Consider the following 18,251-nt stretch of genomic DNA (forward strand, 5'->3'; position numbering starts at 1 on the left):
GCTTCGGCCGGTTTCCTCGTTATGGATTCCTGACATGAGTCGACTCTTCGCAACACGGCCCGGCGACGACGGCCTGCCGGGCCCCGAGCGGCGCCTGGCGGTGCTGGCGCTGATCCTCGGCACCCTGATGGCCGTGGTGGACACCACCATGATCAATCTGGCGCTGCCCTCGATCGCCCGGGACCTGGCGGTCTCCCCGGCGCGCGCGGTCTGGGTGTCCAACCTCTTCCAGATCGTCTGTGCTGCCTTCCTGCTGGTCTTTGCCGCCGTGAGCGAGCTGGTCAGCCGGCGTCGTCTCTATGTCGCCGGGCTGGCGCTGTTCGTGTTCGCCTCGCTGGGGGCCGCCGTGTCCCGCAACCTGGAGACCCTGCTGGTCTTTCGCGCCCTGCAGGGGCTGGGGGCGGCGGCCACGCTCTCCATCGGGCCCTCGCTGTATCGCTCGATCTTCCCCTCCCGGCTGCTGGGCAGTGCCCTGGGGCTGAGTGCCCTGGTGGTGGCTGGCGGCTATGCCGCCGGCCCAACCATCGGCGGGCTCGTGCTCTCCGTGGCGAGCTGGCCCTGGCTGTTCGCCCTGCACGTGCCGCTGGGGCTCTGCGCCCTGGTGCTGGCCTGGCGGGCCCTGCCGCGGGAACCACGCCGCTCGGGCGGCTTCGATGGCCGCGGGGCCCTGCTGTCGGTCACCATGCTGGGCAGTTTCTTCCTCGCCATGGACGGGGCCGGCCATGGTCGCCCCGCCTGGCAGGTGCTCGCCTGGCTGACGACGAGCCTGGTGGCCGGTACGCTCTTCCTGCGCCGGCAGCGCCGCGCCAGCCACCCGCTGCTGCCGCCGTCGCTGTTCCGGGAACCGCGCTTCTCGATGGCGGTCTCGGCCTCGGGGCTGGCCTTCATCGGCCAGGGGCTCGCCTTCGTGGCGCTCTCCTTCCTCTACCAGCAGGAGATGGGGTTCTCGCCCCTGGAGACCGCCTGGCTGTTCACCCCCTGGCCGCTGGCGATCATGCTGGTGGGGCCGCTGGCCGGCCGGCTCGCCGACCGGGTCAATCCGAGCCTGCTCGCCAGTGCCGGGCTGGTCCTGCTGCTGCTCGGGCTGGTCTCGCTGGCGCTGCTCGATGCCGGGGCGGGGGTGATCGACGGCCTGTGGCGGACGGGCCTGTGCGGCCTCGGCTTCGGCCTGTTCCAGCCGCCCAACAATCGCGAGATGATGTCCAGTGCGCCCCGCGAGCTGAGCGCCAGTGCCTCGGGGGTGCTGAGTACCACCCGTACCGTGGGGCAGTCGCTGGGCGTCGCCCTGGTGGGGGCCTTCCTGGCCGCCGGGGCGCCGGTGCAGGCCTCGCTCTGGGTGGGGGGCGGCGCCTGCCTGCTGGCACTCGTCGCCAGCCTCGCCCGGGTGTCGTCGGCGGGCGAGGCCCAGGCCGGGCGCCGCGGGGGCGCCCGCGAGGCGGCGTCGTCGCGGCCCGACTGAGAGAGTACAATAGCCCCATCCATCCAGTATCGAGGAGCCGCCATGCGCACCCAGGCCATCATCGAAGAGAAGCTACAGGCCCTCGACCCCACCGTCCTCACGGTGGAGAACGAGAGCCACATGCACAGCGTACCGGCCAATTCCGAGACCCACTTCAAGGTCACCCTGGTGTCCGGCCGCTTCCAGGGGCTGATGCCGGTCAAGCGTCACCAGCAGGTCTATACCCTGCTGGCCGACGAGCTGGCGGGCCCGGTCCACGCCCTGGCCCTGCACCTCTATACCCCCGAGGAGTGGCAGGCCCGCGGCGAGGACCGGCCGGCCTCGCCCAACTGCCGGGGCGGCAGCGGGTCGTGACTCCCGAGCCGCAGCGCCGGCAGTATCTCGAGGCCATGGGGCTGACCGCCTGGGAGGCCCGTTACCGGCTGCCCAACGCCCGGCCCACCCCCGCCTGCGAGTGGCAGCGGCCCGCGCCGGCCCCCACCGAGGCCCCGGCCGAGCGTCTGCATGCCCTGCTCGACGAGTCGGCCCGGGAGGCCCCGGCCCGCCCGACCCCCGAGCCAGCGCCCCGCGAGCGCAGTCAACGGCCGGCGGGGCCGGGCAAGGCCCGGGCGTTGCTGGGGGGAGGCGAGGTCCCCGGCGCGGCGGAGGCCCCGGCCAGGGACGAGGAGCGCCCCGCGGCGGAGCCGGCCGAGGCGCTGCGTTTCACGCTCCAGGTGGCCTGCCTCGATGGCCGCTGGCTGCTGCTGCTGCCCCGGGCCAGCCAGCCCGATGCCACCCGGCAGCGGCTGCTGGCCAACCTGCTGCAGGCCGCCGGGGTGCTGCCCGAGCGTCCACTCGAGTTCGAGACCTTCCACTGGCCCCAGATGGAAGGCCTGCCGGTGGACGCGCCCCTGGAGGAGGCACGCCAGGGGCTGCAGGCCTTCCTCGAGGGCCGCCGCCGCCGCGGCTGGGCCCCGGAGCGCCTGCTGATCTTCGGCCACGATGCCACCCTGGCCAGGGTGTTGACCGTCGAAGGCGCGCACTGCGCCCTGCTCGACCTGCCCGCCTGGCAGGGGCCGGGGCTGGACGAACTGGCCGGCAGTGCCGAGGCCAAGCGGGCGCTGTGGCCGCGGCTCGCCGGCTGGCGCGAGGCCTGGCAGGGCACCGGCGAGGACGACGATGCTGCGCCGGCTGGCGGCTGATGACCTGGCGGCCCTGGCGGCGCTCGAGCGGCAGGCAGCGTCGCCCCCCAGGTCCCGGGGCATGCTGGCGCAGACGCTGGCGGATATCGATACCCGGGTAGTCGGTATCGAGGCGAGGGGACGGCTGGTGGGGCATGCGATCGTGGCGAGACTGCCCTTCGAGGCCGAGTTGCAGGCGCTGCTGGTGGCGCCGGACCATCGTCGTCGGGGGCTGGCGGGCGAGCTGCTCGGGGCGGTGATCGAGCAGGCCCGGCGCTGGCAGAGCGAGCGCCTGCTGCTGGAGGTCAGGGCGGGGAATGGCGGCGCCATCGCCCTCTATCGCCGGGCCGGCTTCACCGAGGACGGCCGCCGGCGTGGCTATTACCCGCCCCGGGAGGCCGGGGAAGGGCGGGAGGACGCCGTGCTGATGTCGCTCCCGCTCGACCGGCGGTGAGGCGCGGCGCTCAGTTGCCCGCGCCGGTGTCGACCTCGTCGAACTTGCCCAGCAGGTCGCTGAGCCGGCGCTCCCACTCCTCGCGCTCCTGCTTCAGGCGGGAATTTTCCTCGCGCAGCTCCTCGGCTTCCATCTTGAGCAGCTCCAGGGCCTCGACGGCGCTGGTGACCTTCTGCTCGAGCCGGTTGAAGAGTTCGATGCTCATCCTGTTCTCCTGACAATGTCCTGGCGGTGCGCTCGTTCGCCCGAGCATCTGCCGGTCTGGCTGGCCCGGGGTGGGATTCGATCAGCGCGCAGCGTAACGCCGTGGCCGGGCCTCAGCAAGCGTCGCCATCCGGCGACCAGGGCAATCGGCGTTACCGCCATCTGCGATAGCCCTCATCCGGCGACCCGGTGCCGCTCTGGCCCTGGCGGCGATAGAGGCGTCCGGTGCTGTCGCCGGCGCGCACCTCCCGGTGCAGTTGCCAGTGCTCCGGCACGCGAGGGACCAGCTCCGACTCGGCCTCCAGGTAGATGAAGGCGTCCTCGGTCAGCCAGCCCGTCTCGAGTGCCAGGCAGCAGGGCGCGACCAGGTCCTGGCGGAAGGGCGGGTCGAGGAAGACCAGCGAGCAGGGCGTGGGCTCCCCCGCGAGGAAGGCCAGGGCGTCGGCGGTGACCACCCGGGCGCGTTCGCCGGCGCCGAGGGTGGCCAGGTTGTCGGCGAGGGCGTCGGCCACGCCGCCGTCACGCTCCACGAAGCAGGCCCGGCGAGCACCACGGGACAGTGCCTCCAGTCCCAGTGCCCCGGTGCCGGCGAAGAGATCCAGCACCCGGGCGCCCGGGGTGGCCGTGGTCAGCCAGTTGAACAGGGTCTCGCGCACCCGGTCGGGGGTGGGGCGCAGGCCCGGGCTGTCCAGCACCGGCAGCAGCCGGCGACGAAAGTCGCCGCCGATGATGCGCAGCTTGCCGTGTCCCGCCCGGCGTGGAGCGCCGCCAGTGCCGCGCTGCCGGCGGCGAGGGCGTGAGGAGCGTCGTGTCATGGCCGGCATTGTACCCGCGGCCTTATCCACAGTCATGGTGCGCGATGGTAGGATGTGGCGATTCGTTCACCCGCGAGGCTGAAGCATCTCATGTTCGGTTTTTTCAAGCGCAAGAAGCAGCAGGACAAGCCCGGGAAGCCGGAGCAGCAGGAGAACGAACTCCTGACCGAGGACGAGGCCCCGGCGAAGGCCGACGACGCGGCGTCCGAAACCGGCGCCGAAGCGGAGGAGAGCACCGCGCGGCCGGAAGCGGCCGCGCCCGACGAGGCGGCCGCCGTCACGCCGCCCGAGCCCTCGACCCCGCAGGCCCGTGTGCCGGCGCCGGACGAGGCTCCGGCTATCGAGCCCGAGCCGTCCCGCGAGACCGGGGCGGCGGCCGATGCCCCGACACCGGCGACCGAGCCCGCCGAGGAGGCGCCGCGGGCCGCGCTGCAGGAGAAGCCGAGGCAGGAAGGCCGGCAGGAGAAGGCGGGCTGGTTCGCCCGTATCCGCTCGGGGCTCGGCAAGACCCGCGCCAACCTCTCCGACGGCCTCGCCGGGCTCTTCCTCGGCAAGAAGCAGATCGACGACGAACTGATGGAGGACCTCGAGACCCAGCTGCTGATGGCGGACGTGGGCATCGAGGCCACCACCGAGATCATCGACCGCCTCACCGAGCGGGTCTCGCGCAAGGAGCTCAAGGATCCCGAGGCGCTCTTCCGCGCGCTCCAGGACGAGCTCGCCACCATGCTCGAGACGGTCACCAGGCCCCTCGAGCTGCCGTCGAAGGGCGAGGGGCCCTTCGTCATCCTGGTGGTGGGCGTCAACGGGGTCGGCAAGACCACCACCATCGGCAAGCTGACCCAGCGCTTCCTGCGCGAGGGCCGGAGCGTGATGCTGGCCGCCGGCGACACCTTCCGCGCCGCCGCCGTGGAGCAGCTCAAGGTCTGGGGCGAGCGCAACGACGTGCCCGTGATCGCCCAGCACACCGGCGCCGACAGCGCCTCGGTGATCTATGACGCCGTCGCCGCGGCCAAGGCGCGGGGCATCGACGTGCTGATTGCCGATACCGCCGGTCGCCTGCACAACAAGGCCCACCTGATGGAGGAACTGAAGAAGGTCCACCGGGTGATGGGCAAGCTCGACGCCACGGCCCCCCACGAGGTGATGCTGGTGCTCGACGCCGGCACCGGCCAGAACGCGCTGTCCCAGGCCAGCACCTTCAACGAGGCGGTACCGGTCACCGGGGTGACCCTGACCAAGCTCGACGGTACCGCCAAGGGCGGCATCATCTTCGCCCTGGCCAAGCAGCTCGGCACGCCGATCCGCTTCATCGGCGTCGGCGAGTCGCTCGATGACCTGCGGCCCTTCGTGGCGAGCGAGTTCGTCGACGCCCTGTTCGACCGGGACGCCGATCGGGACGCCGCCTCCGCATGATCGCCTTCGAGCATGTCGGCAAGCGCTACGGAGGGCGCTTCGAGGCGCTCGCCAACATCGACTTTCGCGTACGACGAGGCGAGATGGTCTTCCTCACCGGCCACTCCGGGGCCGGCAAGAGCTCGCTGCTGCGCCTGATCATGCGGCTCGAGCGGCCGACCCGCGGGCGGGTGCTGGTCGCCGGCCACGACATCGACCGGCTCCATCACAGCCAAGTGCCCTTCTACCGTCGCCAGATCGGGGTGGTCTTCCAGGATCACCAGTTGCTCTTCGACCGTTCCATCTACCACAACGTCGCCCTGCCGCTGGAGATCCAGGGCGTCGAGCCCCGCGAGGGCGCGCGGCGGGTGCGGGCGGCGCTGGACAAGGTGGGGCTGCTGCACCGCGAGAAGGCCCTGCCCATCGAACTCTCCGGCGGCGAGCAACAGCGTGTCGGCATCGCCCGGGCGGTGGTCAACAAGCCGGCCCTGCTGCTGGCCGACGAGCCCACCGGCAACCTCGACCCCCAACTCTCCGCCGATATCATGGTGCTGTTCGAGGACTTCAATCGCATCGGCACCACGGTGATGATCGCCAGCCACGACCTGGCGCTGATCGCCCGCCTGCGCCACCGGGTGCTGCGCCTGCGCGATGGCCGCCTGGTCGCCGACGAGGAGGCCGCATGAGCCGCCGCCCGGCACAACCGCCCCCTCGCGGCGCCCGCAGTCGTCGCCCCCGCTCCTCGAGCCGCCTGCGGGGCTGGGCACGCCACCACCGCGCCATGTGCCTGGACAGCGCCCTGCGCCTGGTCCGCCGCCCCGTCGGCAGCCTGTTGACCATGCTGGCCATCGCCATCGCCCTGGTACTGCCCGCCACGCTCTGGTTGACCCTGGACAGTGCCCGGCTGCTCGATGCCGAGCTGGAGGAGAGTGCGACCCTGACCGTCTATCTCGAGCCCCTGGTGGCCGAGGCCCAGGCGGCGCGCATCGACGAGGCCCTGGTCGCCCACGAGGACGTGGCGCGCACCCGGCTGATCACCGCCGCCGAGGGCATGGCCGAGTTCCAGCAGGCGCTGGGGCTCGCCGATGCCCTGGGTCGACTCGATGAGAACCCCCTGCCGGCCAGCGTGGTGGTGACCCCCGTCGATCCGGCCCCCGAGGCGGTGCGGGCGCTGGCCGAGCGGCTGGAGACGATGGCCGGTATCGAGGAGGTGCGCCTCGACCTGGCCTGGATCGAGCGGCTGCGCCACTTGGCCGAGTTGGGGCGGCGTGTGGCCCTGGCACTGGCGGTGCTGTTCGGCCTGGGGGTGCTGCTGGTGGTGGGCAATACCATCCGGCTCTCGGTGGAGAGCCGCCGTCAGGAGGTCGAGGTGGTGACCCTGATCGGTGCCACCCACGCCTTCGTGCGCCGGCCCTTCCTCTACAGCGGCGCCTGGTATGGCCTGGGGGGAGGCGTGCTGGCCTGGGGGCTGCTGACAGTCGGCAGCGGCTGGCTCGCCGCCCCGGTCTCGGCGCTGGCGGCCAGCTACGGCGCCAGCTTCAGTCTGCCCCGGCTGGGGCTTTCCGGCTCGGCAATCCTGCTCGTCTGTAGTACACTTCTGGGTTGGTTGGGTGCCTGGATCGCGGTGAGCCGCCATCTCGCGGAGGTTCGGCCGCGATAGAGAGCGGAGGTGCGGCCGCGAAGAGCGGAGGTGCGGCCGCGAAGAGCGGAGGCTCGGCCGCGGCAAGGGCGCCGTCTCTCGTTCAGAAGGGCGATACGGTTGCCGAGTCCCCAACCCCACCGTATATTCGCTGGAGATCAGTCGAATCAGTGGAACATTTTCTGGTCGCTGCCATCAAAGGCAGCGGACCCCGACATCAACCTGGGCCAAGACTCTGGGCTTGGAAAAGGAGACAACCTGCATATGAGCACCAGTCTTCTGCCGGTGGGCCACCTTTCCCCGGGACATGACCTCAACGGCTACATCCAGGCGGTCAACGTCATTCCGATGCTGACCGCCGACGAAGAGCGCGAGCTGGCCTTTCGCCTGCACGAGGAGGGCGATCTCGAGGCGGCGCGTCGCCTGGTGCTGTCGCACCTGCGCTTCGTGGTGCACATCGCCCGCAGCTACTCCGGCTATGGCCTGCCCCAGGCGGACCTGATCCAGGAGGGCAACGTCGGCCTGATGAAGGCGGTCAAGCGCTTCGACCCCAATCAGGGCGTGCGGCTGGTCTCCTTCGCCGTGCACTGGATCAAGGCCGAGATCCACGAGTTCGTGCTGCGCAACTGGCGGATCGTCAAGATCGCCACCACCAAGGCCCAGCGCAAGCTGTTCTTCAATCTGCGCAGTGCCAAGAAGCGCCTGGCCTGGCTGAACAACGACGAGGTCGATGCCATCGCCCGCGACCTCGACGTCAAGCCCGAGGTGGTGCGCGAGATGGAGGGTCGCCTGTCGGCCCACGATGCCGGTTTCGATGCCTCGCCCGGCGACGACGAGGAGTCCGCCTGGCAAGCCCCCGTGCACTTCCTGGACGATGACGCCGCCGACCCGGCCACCCAGCTCGAGGACAGCGACTGGGAAGGCGATGCCACCCGGCGCCTGCGGCTGGCCCTGGAGGAGCTCGACGAGCGCTCCCGCGACATCCTGCAGCGTCGCTGGCTCTCCGAGCACAAGGCCACGCTGCACGACCTGGCCGATGTCTACGGCGTCTCCGCCGAGCGCATCCGTCAGCTCGAGAAGAACGCGATGAAGAAGATTCGCCTGCAGATCGGCGATACCCTCGTGGCCTGAGCGATAGATGATCTGAGCGATAAAAGCGCGGCCGGAGCGCACGGCCCGCCTCCCCCCTGGGTGAGGCGGGCCGTTTTCGTTTAGATTGAGAGGGCGGAGGGAAAGGAGAGGGGGCCTGGTGCCGAGTGCCGGATTCGGCAGGGCCCGCGGTCGAATGGCGCGGGTGAGGGGGCATGACATGGAAGGCATGTTGCTGCTGTTGCTGATGGTGCTGGCGGTGCCGGTGTTGCTGGGGGTGGCGCTGATCAGGATCGGCCGGCTGCAGCGCCGCGTCGAGGCGCTGGAGGCGGCCCTGAGACATGGGATGGGGCGTGAAGGCGCCGGTGGGGAAGCTGGGCGCGAGGGAGCCGCGACCGGCAGGGCCGATCGACGCCCCTCGCCGGCGGCCGCCTCCCCTGTGGCCGGCACTCCCCGTGAGGCCTGGGAGGCGGTCCCGCCCCATGTCGAGCCGAGCGACGCCGGTGTCCCGTCGACGGCCCCGATCGACCGGCTCGGCCCGCTGCTTTCCCGCGGCAAGGGGGCCGCGCGTCGCTGGCTCAGCGAGGGTAACGTGCCGGTCAAGGTCGGTATGCTGGTGCTCTTCGCCGGCGTCGCCGCCCTGATCAAATATGCCACCGACCAGGGCTGGCTGGCGTTTTCCATCGAGCTGCGCCTGGCCGGCATCGCCGCGGTCGCCATCCTGGGCCTGGCCTTCGGCTGGCGCCAGCGGGGCCGCCGCCGCGCCTTCGCGCTGAGCCTCCAGGGTGGTGCCATCGGCGTGCTGCTGATGGTGCTGTTTGCCGCGGCCAGGCTCTACCCCTTGCTGCCGGTGGAGGCGGCCTTCGCCCTGAGCGTCGCGCTGGTGGCGGGCCTGGGCGTGCTGGGGGTGAGGCAGAACGCCCTGGCCCTGGCGGTGATGGGCATCCTGGCCGGCTTCCTGGCGCCCCTGTGGCTCTCCACCGGGCAGGGGCACCACGTCGGGCTGTTCGGCTACTATGCGCTGCTCAACGTCGCCATCTTCGCCATGGCCTGGTATCGGCCCTGGCGGGTCCTCAACCTGCTCGGCTTCGTCTTCACCTTCGTGATCGCCACGGCCTGGGGCGTGCTGGCCTATCGCCCGGCCGACATCGCCACCGTGCAGCCGTTCCTGGTGCTGTTCTTCGTCCTCTACCTGTTGATTCCCGTCTTTCATGCCCGTCATCGGCCGGCGGCCACTGGCGGCCTCGTCGACAGCCGCCGCGTGGACGGCAGCCTGGTGTTCGGCACCCCGCTGGTGGCCTTTGCCCTCCAGTCGGCCCTGCTGGAGGGCGCCCGGATGCCGCTGGCCTACTGTGCCCTGGGGCTGGCGCTGGTCTATGCGCTGCTGGCCCGTCGGCTGCTGCGCCAGACGGCCCTGCGTTTCCTGGGGCAGGCCCATGCCCTGCTGGCCGTGGGTTTCGCGACCCTGGCGGTGCCGCTGGCCCTCTCGGCCCGGCTGACCGCCAGCGCCTTCGCCCTGGAGGGGGCGGCCCTGATCTGGCTGGGGCTGCGCCAGCAACGCCGGCTGCCGCAGGTCGCCGGCGTGGGGCTGCAGCTGCTGGCCGGCCTGGCCCTGCTGGGGGGCCAGGTCCTGGCCGCTGGCGATGCGCGGGCGCTGGCCAACCCCGCCTTCATGGGCGCCCTGTTGATCGCCCTGGCAGGCTTCGCCAGTGCCTGGAGCTACCGCCGGGCCGCACGACCCCGCCTGGCGTTGGCCTGGTATCTCTGGGGGCTGGCCTGGTGGCTCGGCAATGGCGTGCACGAGATCGAGCGCTTCGTGGCCTCGGAGCATGCGGCCGGTGCGCTGCTGGTGTTCCTGGCGCTGAGCGGGGCGCTGCTCGGCGAGGTCCATCGCCGGCTGCGCGAGCCGCCCCTGGCCTGGAGCCTGGCCTGGAGCCTGGCCGGGGTCCTGTTGCTGGGCCTGGTGTTGCTCGCCCAGCCCCTGCTGGCCACGCCGCTGCCGGCCCCCGGGCGGCCCTGGGTGCCCCCGGACGGCGCCGGGCCGACGCTCTGGGCCTGGGCGGTGCACGTGGCGCTGGGCTATCGCCTGCTGTCCGGCCTGGCCGGTGACCCAGCGTCCGGCGCTGCGGCGGTCAGGCGTCCGGCGGCCTGGGCCCAGGCCGCCTGGCTGTGGGCCTGGCCGCTGTTCTGGTCGGGGTGGCTGGCCCGGCTGGTGGCGCCACCGCTCGGCCTGGCCTGGTCGTTGGGCGCGGCGCTGCTGCCCTGGCTGCTGATGGCAGCGCTGCTGCAGCACCGCCCGGGCTGGGTGCTGCGGCCGCTGGCGGTCGAGGCCGAGGCCTGGCGGCGGTCGCTGCTGGCGTCCTTTCTGGTGCTGCTGGCGCTGGCCTGGCTGGTCGCGCTGGGTCAGCCCGGCGATCCGGTGCCCCTGCCCTGGTGGCCGCTGCTCAATCCCCTGGAGCTCGCGCAGTGGGCGGTCCTGCTGCTGCTGTGGCAGGCGCGTCAGGCCCGCCGGCTACCCGGCTGGCTGCAGGAGCGTAGCGGTGCGGTGCTGGCGGCGGCCGGCTTCGTGCTGCTGACCGTGACGGTGCTGCGGGGCCTGCACCTGCGGGCGGATGTCGTCTGGTCGCCGGCGATGCTCGCGAATGGCCTGGTCCAGACCGGGCTGACCCTGCTGTGGAGCCTGCTCGGCGTGGCCGGCTGGATCGTCGGCTCGCGGCGCGGGCAGCGCCAGGTGTGGCTCGCGGCCGCGGTCCTGATGGCGGTGGTGCTGGCCAAGCTGGTGCTGGTCGATCGTGTCCACCTCGGTAACCTGCTGGGCATCGTCTCCTTCATCGGCTACGGGCTGCTGTGCATCGGGGTGGGATATGTGGCGCCGGCACCACCGCGCCGCGAGGTGCCGCGTGCCGAGGGTATCGGGGAGGGGCGACCATGAGACGCCTGTTGGCACTGTTGCTCGGCTGGCCGCTGCTGGTATCGGCAAGCGACCACCAGGGGGACTGGGTGCGCGAGTGGCCGCTGACCCTGGCGGGGGAGGCCGGCGGGGCCTATCGGTTGACGCTGGACCCGGCCATGTATCGCAGTGCCCGGGATGCCGCCCTGGGGGATCTCCAGGTGTTCGATGCCCGGGGCGTGGCCGTGCCCACGACGGTGATGCCGGAAGACGCCTCGGCCGACCCGATCACCGCGACCCTGGCGGTGCCCTGGTTTCCCCTGCCCGCCCCCGAGACCGAGGGCGGGGCCCGCTGGGAACTGATCAGCGAGACCGATGCGCAGGGGCGGCTGAGGCGGGTCGAGACCCGGGGGCTGGAGGAGAGTGCGCCGCGGCGACCGGACGGGGCCGCCCTGGTGGATGTCGGCGCCGTCGACGAGCCCCTGCTGGCGCTCGAACTGGCCTGGCCGGAATCCCGGGCCCCGGTGGATACCGCCTACCGGGTCGAGGCCAGTGACGACCTCGAGCGCTGGCGGACGGTGCTGGAGCGGGGCCGGCTGCTCGACCTGACGCATCAGGGGCATCGCATCACCCGCCGACAGCTGATGCTGGGCGGGGTCTCGGCCCCCTATCTGCGGCTGCGCCCGACCGTCGGCGAGGCGCCGCTCGAACTCGAGGAGGTGCGCGCGGTACCGATGCCGGTTCGCGCCGAGCGGCCCTGGCAGTGGCTGGCCCTCGACGGCCAGCGCCAGGCGGAGGGCAGCGTCGACTATCGGCTCGACGGGCGTTTCCCGGTCGTACGGGCCGATGTCGAACCGGCCTCGGGGGCCGGGGTCGGGCGCTGGACGCTGTGGAGCCGCGACGACGAGGGCGACGACTGGCGGCGGCGAAGCGGCCCCTGGGTCGGCTACCGACTGGACGACGAGAGCGGCGAGGTGCGCTCGCCGCCCCGGGAGATCGCCGGCCCGGTGCGCGATCGCCACTGGCGGCTGACGGCCGAGGGCGAGGCGGCCGGCATGGCGCCGACCCTGCGCCTGGGGTATCGTCCCGAGCGCGTGGTGTTCCTGGCCCAGGGCGAGGCGCCCTTCAGCCTGGCGGCCGGCAGCGCCCGGGCAAGGCGCGCCGAAGCGCCGGTGGCGACGGTACTGGCCTCGCTGCGCGAGCAGCGGGGGGAGGCGTGGCGGCCGGCGGTGGCCACGGCCGGTGCGGCGAGGGAGCTGGCCGGCGAGCGGGCGCTGCGGCCCGCTCGCGACTGGACGACCTGGCTGCTGTGGGCGGTGCTGGGCGGAGGGGCGGCCCTGGTGGCGGGCCTGGCGCTGGGGCTGTTGCGCCAGGCCCGCGGCTGAGGCCCGCCCGGCCTCTCAGGCCCTCGCCAGCTGCGGCGCCTCCCTGAGCAGTTGCGCCGAGAGCAGCGTCCACTGGTCGTCCCAGTGTTCGGTGGGGCGGCGGCGGAAGTCGCTGCGCACGTACTGGGAGATGCGCCCTTCGGCCTGGGCCAGCAGCAGGTTGGCCGCCGCCGAGACCGGCAGGGAGGGGCGACGCCCCTCGCGCAGCTCGGCCTCGCGCAGGATCTGCTTGAGCTGGGTCTCGAGCCGCTCGAACAGCTGGTGGATGCGCAGCCGCAGGCGGGCGGTCTCGCCGGTCAGGGCGTCGCCGCCGAGCAGCCGGGAGAGCCCCGGGTTCTTCTCGGCGAAGCCGAGCAGCAGGGTGAGGACCTGGCCGCAGCGCGGGACGGCGAGGGGCTCCTGGTCGAGGATGCGGCTGATGCGCTCGAACAAGGATGCCTCGATGAACTCGATGAGTCCCTCGAACATGCGCGCCTTGCTGGGGAAGTGGCGGTAGAGGGCGGCCTCCGAGACGCCGACCTGGCGGGCCAGGGCGGCCACGGTGATGCGCTTGCCGCTGTCTTCCTCCAGCATCAGCGCGAGCGCCTGGAGGATCTGCTCGCGGCGACTGGGGGTGGGGGTTTCCTGCGTCATATCGGTCTTTTCTTTTATGTGGTCGCACCATCCTAATCGGGGCTCCGCGGCAGCGCAAAGGTCGCCGCGGGCCCGACGGCTCAGCCGGCGGGGCCTTCGTGGGCGTCGTCGGTGATCAGGGTGCCGACCCCGGCGTTGGTGAAGATCTCCAGCAGGGTGGCGTGGGGCACCCGGCCGTCGATGATGTGGGCACTGCACACCCCGCCCTTCACGGCGTCCAGGGCGCAGCGGATCTTCGGCAGCATGCCGCCGTGGATGGTGCCGTCACTGATCAGGGCGTCCACCTGGGCGGTGGTCAGCCCGGTGAGCACCTCGCCCTCGGCGTTCATCAGGCCGGCCACGTTGGTCAGCAGCATCAGTTTCTCGGCGCCCAGCGCCTCGGCCACCTTGCCGGCCACCAGGTCGGCGTTGATGTTGTAGCTGTGGCCCTCGGCGTCGACGCCGATGGGGGCGATCACCGGGATGAAGTCGCGTTCGGCGAGCATCTCGATCAGGTCGGTGGAGATGTGCTCGACCTCGCCGACGTGGCCGATGTCGATGATCTCCGGGGCGGTCATCTCCGGCGTCTGGTGCTCCACCTTGAGCTGGCGGGCGCGGATCTGGGCGCCGTCCTTGCCGGTCAGGCCGATCGCCTTGCCGCCGCACTGGTTGATCAGGTTGACGATGCCCTTGTTGACCAGGCCGCCGAGCACCATCTCCACCACGTCCATGGTCTCGGCGTCGGTCACCCGCATGCCGTTGACGAAGCGCGACTCGATATTGAGCTTCTTGAGCAGATCGCCGATCTGCGGCCCGCCCCCGTGCACCACCACCGGATTGATGCCCACCTCCTTCATCAGCACCATGTTGCGGGCGAAGGAGTCGATCAGGGTGTCCTCGGTCATGGCGTTGCCGCCGTACTTCACCACCACGGTCTTGCCGGAGAAGCGCTGGATGTAGGGCAGCGCCTCGGAGAGCACCTCCACCACCAGGCGCGGGTCACGGGTCTTGTCGGTCATGCTCGGGTTCCCTTGTCATTCCGGCTGCCGCGTCTCGGCGGCAGCCTGTCTTGGAGGAGGTCGCCTCGCTCAGAGCGTCACGTCCAGTTCCGGCGCCACCTGCTCGAGGGCCTCGGCGAAGCGCGAGCGGATGCGGTCCAGCGCTGCCTCGCTCTTGCCCTCGAAGCGCAGCACCAGCACCGGCGTGGTGTTGGAGGCGCGGCACAGTCCCCAGCCGTCGGGGTAGTCGACGCGGATGCCGTCGAGCGTCGTCTTGACGCCCTCGGCGCCGAAGTCGCCCTCCCGGGCCAGGCGGGCCACCAGGTCGAACTTGGTCTCGTCGGTGACGGTGACGTTGATCTCCGGGGTACTCAGGTCCTGGGGGAAGCGGGCGAAGAAGGCATCGGCGTCTTCGTGTTGCTTGGACAGGATCTCCAGCAGGCGGGCGGCGCCGTAGAGGCCGTCGTCGAAGCCGTACCAGCGCTCCTGGAAGAAGATGTGGCCGCTCATCTCGCCGGCCAGCAGGGCACCGGTCTCCTTCATGCGGGCCTTGATCAGCGAGTGGCCGGTCCGCCACATCTCCGGGGTGCCGCCGGCCTCCTCGATCACCCGGGTCAGGTTGCCGGTGCACTTGACGTCGAAGATCACCCGGGCGCCGGCGTTGCGCGAGAGCATGTCCTCGGCGAAGGCCATCAGCAGGTGGTCGGGGTAGATCAGCTTGCCGCTCGGGGTGATCACGCCGAGGCGGTCGCCGTCGCCGTCGAAGGCCAGGCCGATGTCGGCGCCCGTCTCCTGCACGGTACGGATCAGGTCCTGCAGGTTCTCGGGCTTGCCCGGGTCCGGGTGGTGGTTGGGGAAGGTGCCGTCGATCTCGGCGAACAGCGGCACGGTGTCGGCGCCGAGCTTCTCGATCAACTGCGGACCCAGCTCGCCGGCCACGCCGTTGCCGCAGTCGACCACCGCCTTGAGCGGCCGCTCCAGCTTTACGTCGCCGAGGATGCGCTCCAGGTAGGCGGCGCGCACGTCCTCCTGGCGCACCCCGCCGTCACCCTCGCTCAGGTCGCTCGTCACGATGCGCTGGTAAAGCGCCGTGATGGCCTCGCCGGAGAGGGTCTCGCCGCCCAGCACGATCTTGAAGCCGTTGTAGTCGGGCGGGTTGTGGCTGCCGGTGACCATCACCCCCGAGGCGGTTCCCTCGAGCACATGGGTGGCGAAGTAGAGGACGGGGGTGGGCACCATGCCGATGTCGATGACATCGCGCCCGCTCGCGGTCAGGCCGCGGGTCAGGGCGGCGAGCAGGCGCGGCCCGGAGAGGCGTCCGTCACGGGCGACGACCACGGTGGATTCGCCGCGGGCGGCGGCCTCGCTGCCGATCGCGCGACCGATCAGCTCGACGCTTGCCTCGGTGAGGGTGTCATCGACGATGCCGCGGATGTCGTAGGCGCGGAAAATCGACGCGGGTACGGCCTGTCTGGTGTCTTGGGTCATCTGATCAATCCCTCGTTGGAGCCCGAACGGCTCAGTGTCTTCCCGAACTGCCGAAGCCGCCGTCGCCCCGGGCGCTGGCGGCGAAATCGTCGACGACCTGCAGTTCGGCCTGCACCACGGGAACAAGCACATACTGTGCCAGTCGCTCGAAGGGCTCGAGTACGAAGGGGGCGCCGCCACGGTTCCACACCGAGACCATCAGCTCGCCCTGGTAGTCGGAGTCGATCAGCCCCACCAGGTTGCCGAGCACGATGCCGTGCTTGTGGCCGAGCCCCGAGCGGGGCAGGATCATGCCGGCCAGCCCCGGGTCACCGATGTGGATGGCGAGCCCGGTGCGCACCAGCTCGCACTGGCCCGGCGCCAGGGTCAGGGGCGCGTCGAGCAGGGCGCGCAGGTCCATGCCGGCGGAGCCGTCGGTGGCGTAATGGGGCAAGTAGTCGCTCAGGCGCGGGTCGAGCAGCTTGACGGCCAGGCGAGGCTTGGCGGACGGGCGTTCGGCGGTGTCGTCGGGCATCGGAAGTCCTTGCGGAATGGGGGTGGTATCAGGGGTGTCGATGCGCCTGCAGGCAGGCCAGGGCGCGTTGGATCACGGCCATGGCGAGTTGCGACTTGGGCTGGGGGGCGAGGGGGTCGCGGCCCAGGGTGTCGCCATCTCGCCACAGGATCAGGGCGGCATTGTCGTCGGCGCCGAAGCCGAGCCCGGCCCGGGAAACGTCGTTGGCGACGATCATGTCCAGCCGCTTGCGGGTCAACTTGTCCCTGGCATAGGCCTCGAGATCGCGGGTCTCGGCGGCGAAGCCCACCACCAGGGGGCGATCCTCGCGGGCCGCTACCTCGGCGATGATGTCGGGGTTCTTGACCAGGGTGAGGGTCAGGTCGTCCTGCCCTTCGCGCTTCTTGATCTTGTGCCTGGCCGGCGCCTCGGCGCGATAGTCGGCCACGGCGGCACAGCCGATGAAGATGTCGCTGTCGCCGGCGAGCCGCTGGGCGGCATCGTGCATCTCCCGCGCCGTCTCCACATCGAGACGCTCGACCCCCTCGGGGGTGGGCAGGGACACCGGGCCGCTGATCAGCCACACCTTCGCGCCGAGGCGGGCGGCGGCGGCGGCCAGGGCGTAACCCATCTTGCCGGAGCTGTGGTTGGAGAGGTAGCGCACCGGGTCCAGCGGCTCCCGGGTGGGGCCAGCGGTGATGGTGATGGTCAGGCCGTCGGCCTCGCGGGATCCGGGCGCCTGGGTCGGCGCGGTATCGGTCGCCGTGGCTGGCGCGGCTTCGGGCGTCATGGACAGCAGCTCGGCGACGATCGCCTCGGGCTCCAGCATGCGCCCCGGGCCCACGTCGCCGCAGGCCTGGTCGCCGCTGGCCGGCCCCAGCAGGTGCCAGCCGTCTGCCTCGAGCCGGGCGGCATTGCGCCCCGTCGCCGGGTGGCGCCACATCGCCTGGTTCATGGCCGGGGCCATCACCTTCTCGGCCTCGCTGGCCAGGCAGAGGGTGGTGAGCAGGTCGTCCGCCTGTCCCGTGGCCAGGCGTGCCATCAGGTCGGCGGTGGCCGGGGCGATCAGGATGGTGTCGGCCCAGCGGGCCAGCTCGATATGGCCCATGCCGGCCTCGGCCTCCGGGTCGAGCAGCGAGGTGCGCACCGGCTCGCCGGTCAACGCCTGTAGCGTCAGGGGCGTGATGAAGGCCTGGGCGCCCTCGGTCATGACCACGCGCACCTCGCAGCCCGCCTGCTTCAGCAGGCGGGCGAGATGGGCGCTCTTGTAGGCGGCGATACCGGCGCTGATGCCGAGTAGGAGGCGCTTGCTTGACAGCGTTGACATGGACGAGATCCGAGCTGATATCCAGTCGCCTACCTTACCATCGGCGGGGTGCCTTGCGTAGCCGCGGTGGCGTAGCGGGACGGCTACACTGGTGTGTGACGCAATGGCGACGGAACGGTGTGCAGGGAGGCAGGAATGGCGATCCGTGACTGGCCGGAGGGCGAGCGCCCCCGGGAAAAACTGCTGGCGCTGGGGCCCGAGGCGCTGTCTGATGCCGAGCTGCTGGCGATCTTCCTGAGGGTCGGCGTGCAGGGCCGCTCGGCGGTGGACCTGGCCCGCGACCTGCTCGGCGCCTTCGGCGGGCTGCGACCGCTGCTCGAGGCCGGTCGTGAGCGCTTCTGCGCCGAGCATGGCCTGGGCACGGCCAAGTATGTGCAGCTGCAGGCGACCCTCGAGCTCTCGCGGCGCCACCTGGCCAGCCAGCTGGCCCGGGGCGATGCCCTGACCTCGCCGTCGCTGGTGCGGGCCTACCTTGCCTCGCAGCTGCGCCACCTGGGCCACGAGGAGTTCGCCGCGCTCTTCCTCGACAGCCAGCACCGGGTGATCCGATACGAGTCGCTGTTCCGCGGCACCCTGGACAGCGCCTCGGTCTATCCCCGGGAGGTGGCCCGCCGGGCGCTGGAGCTGGGGGCGGGGGCGCTCATCTTCGCCCACAACCATCCCTCCGGCGTGGCCGAACCCAGCGACGCCGACCGGCGCATCACCGAGCGGTTGCGCGAGGCGCTGGGGCTGTTCGAGATCCGCGTGCTGGACCATTTCGTGGTGGGCGACGGCGAGGTGGTGTCCTTCGCCGAGCGGGGGTGGATTTGACAGGGCAATCGCCGTTACCCAAAGCGAGAGGCG

The 18,251-nt window shown here is 71.6% G+C and carries 18 protein-coding genes; 11 read left to right on the top strand and 7 right to left on the bottom strand.

The genetic code is table 11. The features are described from left to right. Positions 1–34: 34 nt before the first annotated feature. Genes MKP05_RS01915 through MKP05_RS01930 form a run of 4 tightly spaced genes read left to right on the top strand, consistent with a single transcriptional unit; the run spans position 35 to position 3,073 of the window. Positions 35–1,459 (top strand): MFS transporter, encoded by a 1,425-nt coding sequence (locus tag MKP05_RS01915; RefSeq protein ID WP_240566787.1) that lies wholly within the window; start codon positions 35–37, stop codon positions 1,457–1,459. A 42-nt stretch (positions 1,460–1,501) separates the two neighbouring features. Then, positions 1,502–1,813, top strand: coding sequence for a BolA family protein (locus MKP05_RS01920; RefSeq protein WP_110282908.1), 312 nt, complete (start codon positions 1,502–1,504; stop codon positions 1,811–1,813). Then, positions 1,810–2,640, top strand: coding sequence for a hypothetical protein (locus tag MKP05_RS01925; RefSeq protein WP_240566788.1), 831 nt, complete (start codon positions 1,810–1,812; stop codon positions 2,638–2,640). Before MKP05_RS01920 ends, MKP05_RS01925 begins: the two co-directional genes overlap by 4 nt. Further along, positions 2,618–3,073, top strand: a complete 456-nt coding sequence (locus MKP05_RS01930) for a GNAT family N-acetyltransferase (protein WP_240566789.1) — start codon at positions 2,618–2,620, stop codon at positions 3,071–3,073. The genes MKP05_RS01925 and MKP05_RS01930 overlap by 23 nt, the downstream gene beginning before the upstream one ends. Positions 3,074–3,083: 10 nt before the next feature. On the opposite strand, the gene MKP05_RS01935 is transcribed toward MKP05_RS01930, so the two are convergent. Together MKP05_RS01935 and rsmD are read right to left on the bottom strand one after the other, a co-directional pair. Next, positions 3,084–3,278: a cell division protein ZapB gene (locus tag MKP05_RS01935; protein WP_110282910.1), complete on the bottom strand. Its 195-nt coding sequence runs from the start codon at positions 3,276–3,278 to the stop codon at positions 3,084–3,086. 151 nt (positions 3,279–3,429) lie between these two features. Beyond that, positions 3,430–4,092 (bottom strand): 16S rRNA (guanine(966)-N(2))-methyltransferase RsmD, encoded by a 663-nt coding sequence (gene rsmD / locus MKP05_RS01940; protein WP_240566790.1) that lies wholly within the window; start codon positions 4,090–4,092, stop codon positions 3,430–3,432. 90 nt (positions 4,093–4,182) lie between these two features. On the opposite strand from rsmD, the gene ftsY reads away from it, so the two are divergent. From ftsY to MKP05_RS01970, 6 genes are all read left to right on the top strand, one after another. Further along, the gene (gene ftsY, locus MKP05_RS01945) at positions 4,183–5,508 is read left to right on the top strand and encodes a signal recognition particle-docking protein FtsY (RefSeq protein WP_240566791.1); all 1,326 of its coding nucleotides are present in this window, start codon (positions 4,183–4,185) and stop codon (positions 5,506–5,508) included. After that, positions 5,505–6,173: a cell division ATP-binding protein FtsE gene (gene ftsE, locus MKP05_RS01950; protein ID WP_240566792.1), complete on the top strand. Its 669-nt coding sequence runs from the start codon at positions 5,505–5,507 to the stop codon at positions 6,171–6,173. The genes ftsY and ftsE overlap by 4 nt, the downstream gene beginning before the upstream one ends. After that, positions 6,170–7,147: a permease-like cell division protein FtsX gene (gene ftsX, locus MKP05_RS01955; RefSeq protein WP_240566793.1), complete on the top strand. Its 978-nt coding sequence runs from the start codon at positions 6,170–6,172 to the stop codon at positions 7,145–7,147. Before ftsE ends, ftsX begins: the two co-directional genes overlap by 4 nt. 243 nt (positions 7,148–7,390) lie before the next feature. Then, a complete protein-coding gene (gene rpoH / locus MKP05_RS01960) occupies positions 7,391–8,257 on the top strand; it encodes an RNA polymerase sigma factor RpoH (protein WP_110282914.1) in 867 nt (288 codons plus the stop codon). A 178-nt stretch (positions 8,258–8,435) separates the two neighbouring features. Next, a complete protein-coding gene (locus MKP05_RS01965; RefSeq protein ID WP_240566794.1) occupies positions 8,436–11,147 on the top strand; it encodes a DUF2339 domain-containing protein in 2,712 nt (903 codons plus the stop codon). Continuing rightward, complete coding sequence (locus MKP05_RS01970) at positions 11,144–12,490, top strand: DUF3999 domain-containing protein (protein ID WP_240566795.1); 1,347 nt, start codon at positions 11,144–11,146, stop codon at positions 12,488–12,490. Before MKP05_RS01965 ends, MKP05_RS01970 begins: the two co-directional genes overlap by 4 nt. A 15-nt stretch (positions 12,491–12,505) precedes the next feature. Here MKP05_RS01970 and slmA read toward each other — a convergent pair whose 3' ends face one another. The 5 genes from slmA to coaBC form a co-directional block, all read right to left on the bottom strand. Further along, entirely contained in the window at positions 12,506–13,123 is a 618-nt protein-coding gene (gene slmA / locus MKP05_RS01975) for a nucleoid occlusion factor SlmA (RefSeq protein WP_240566796.1), read from the bottom strand. Between the two features lie 80 nt (positions 13,124–13,203). Then, on the bottom strand, positions 13,204–14,121 hold the full coding sequence (argB, locus tag MKP05_RS01980) for an acetylglutamate kinase (RefSeq protein WP_240566797.1): 918 nt from the start codon (positions 14,119–14,121) through the stop codon (positions 13,204–13,206). Positions 14,122–14,190: 69 nt separating this feature from the next. Further along, entirely contained in the window at positions 14,191–15,588 is a 1,398-nt protein-coding gene (locus MKP05_RS01985; protein WP_240566798.1) for a phosphomannomutase/phosphoglucomutase, read from the bottom strand. A gap of 31 nt (positions 15,589–15,619) precedes the next feature. Then, entirely contained in the window at positions 15,620–16,102 is a 483-nt protein-coding gene (dut, locus tag MKP05_RS01990; protein WP_240566799.1) for a dUTP diphosphatase, read from the bottom strand. Positions 16,103–16,130: 28 nt separating this feature from the next. Continuing rightward, a complete protein-coding gene (gene coaBC / locus MKP05_RS01995) occupies positions 16,131–17,408 on the bottom strand; it encodes a bifunctional phosphopantothenoylcysteine decarboxylase/phosphopantothenate--cysteine ligase CoaBC (protein WP_240566800.1) in 1,278 nt (425 codons plus the stop codon). A gap of 135 nt (positions 17,409–17,543) precedes the next feature. Between coaBC and radC the strand changes: the two genes are divergently transcribed. Then, entirely contained in the window at positions 17,544–18,218 is a 675-nt protein-coding gene (radC, locus tag MKP05_RS02000) for a RadC family protein (RefSeq protein WP_110282922.1), read from the top strand. Positions 18,219–18,251 lie beyond the last annotated feature (33 nt).

Source organism: Halomonas flagellata, from assembly GCF_022487945.1.
In the GTDB taxonomy this organism is placed as follows: Bacteria; Pseudomonadota; Gammaproteobacteria; order Pseudomonadales; family Halomonadaceae; genus Halomonas; species Halomonas flagellata.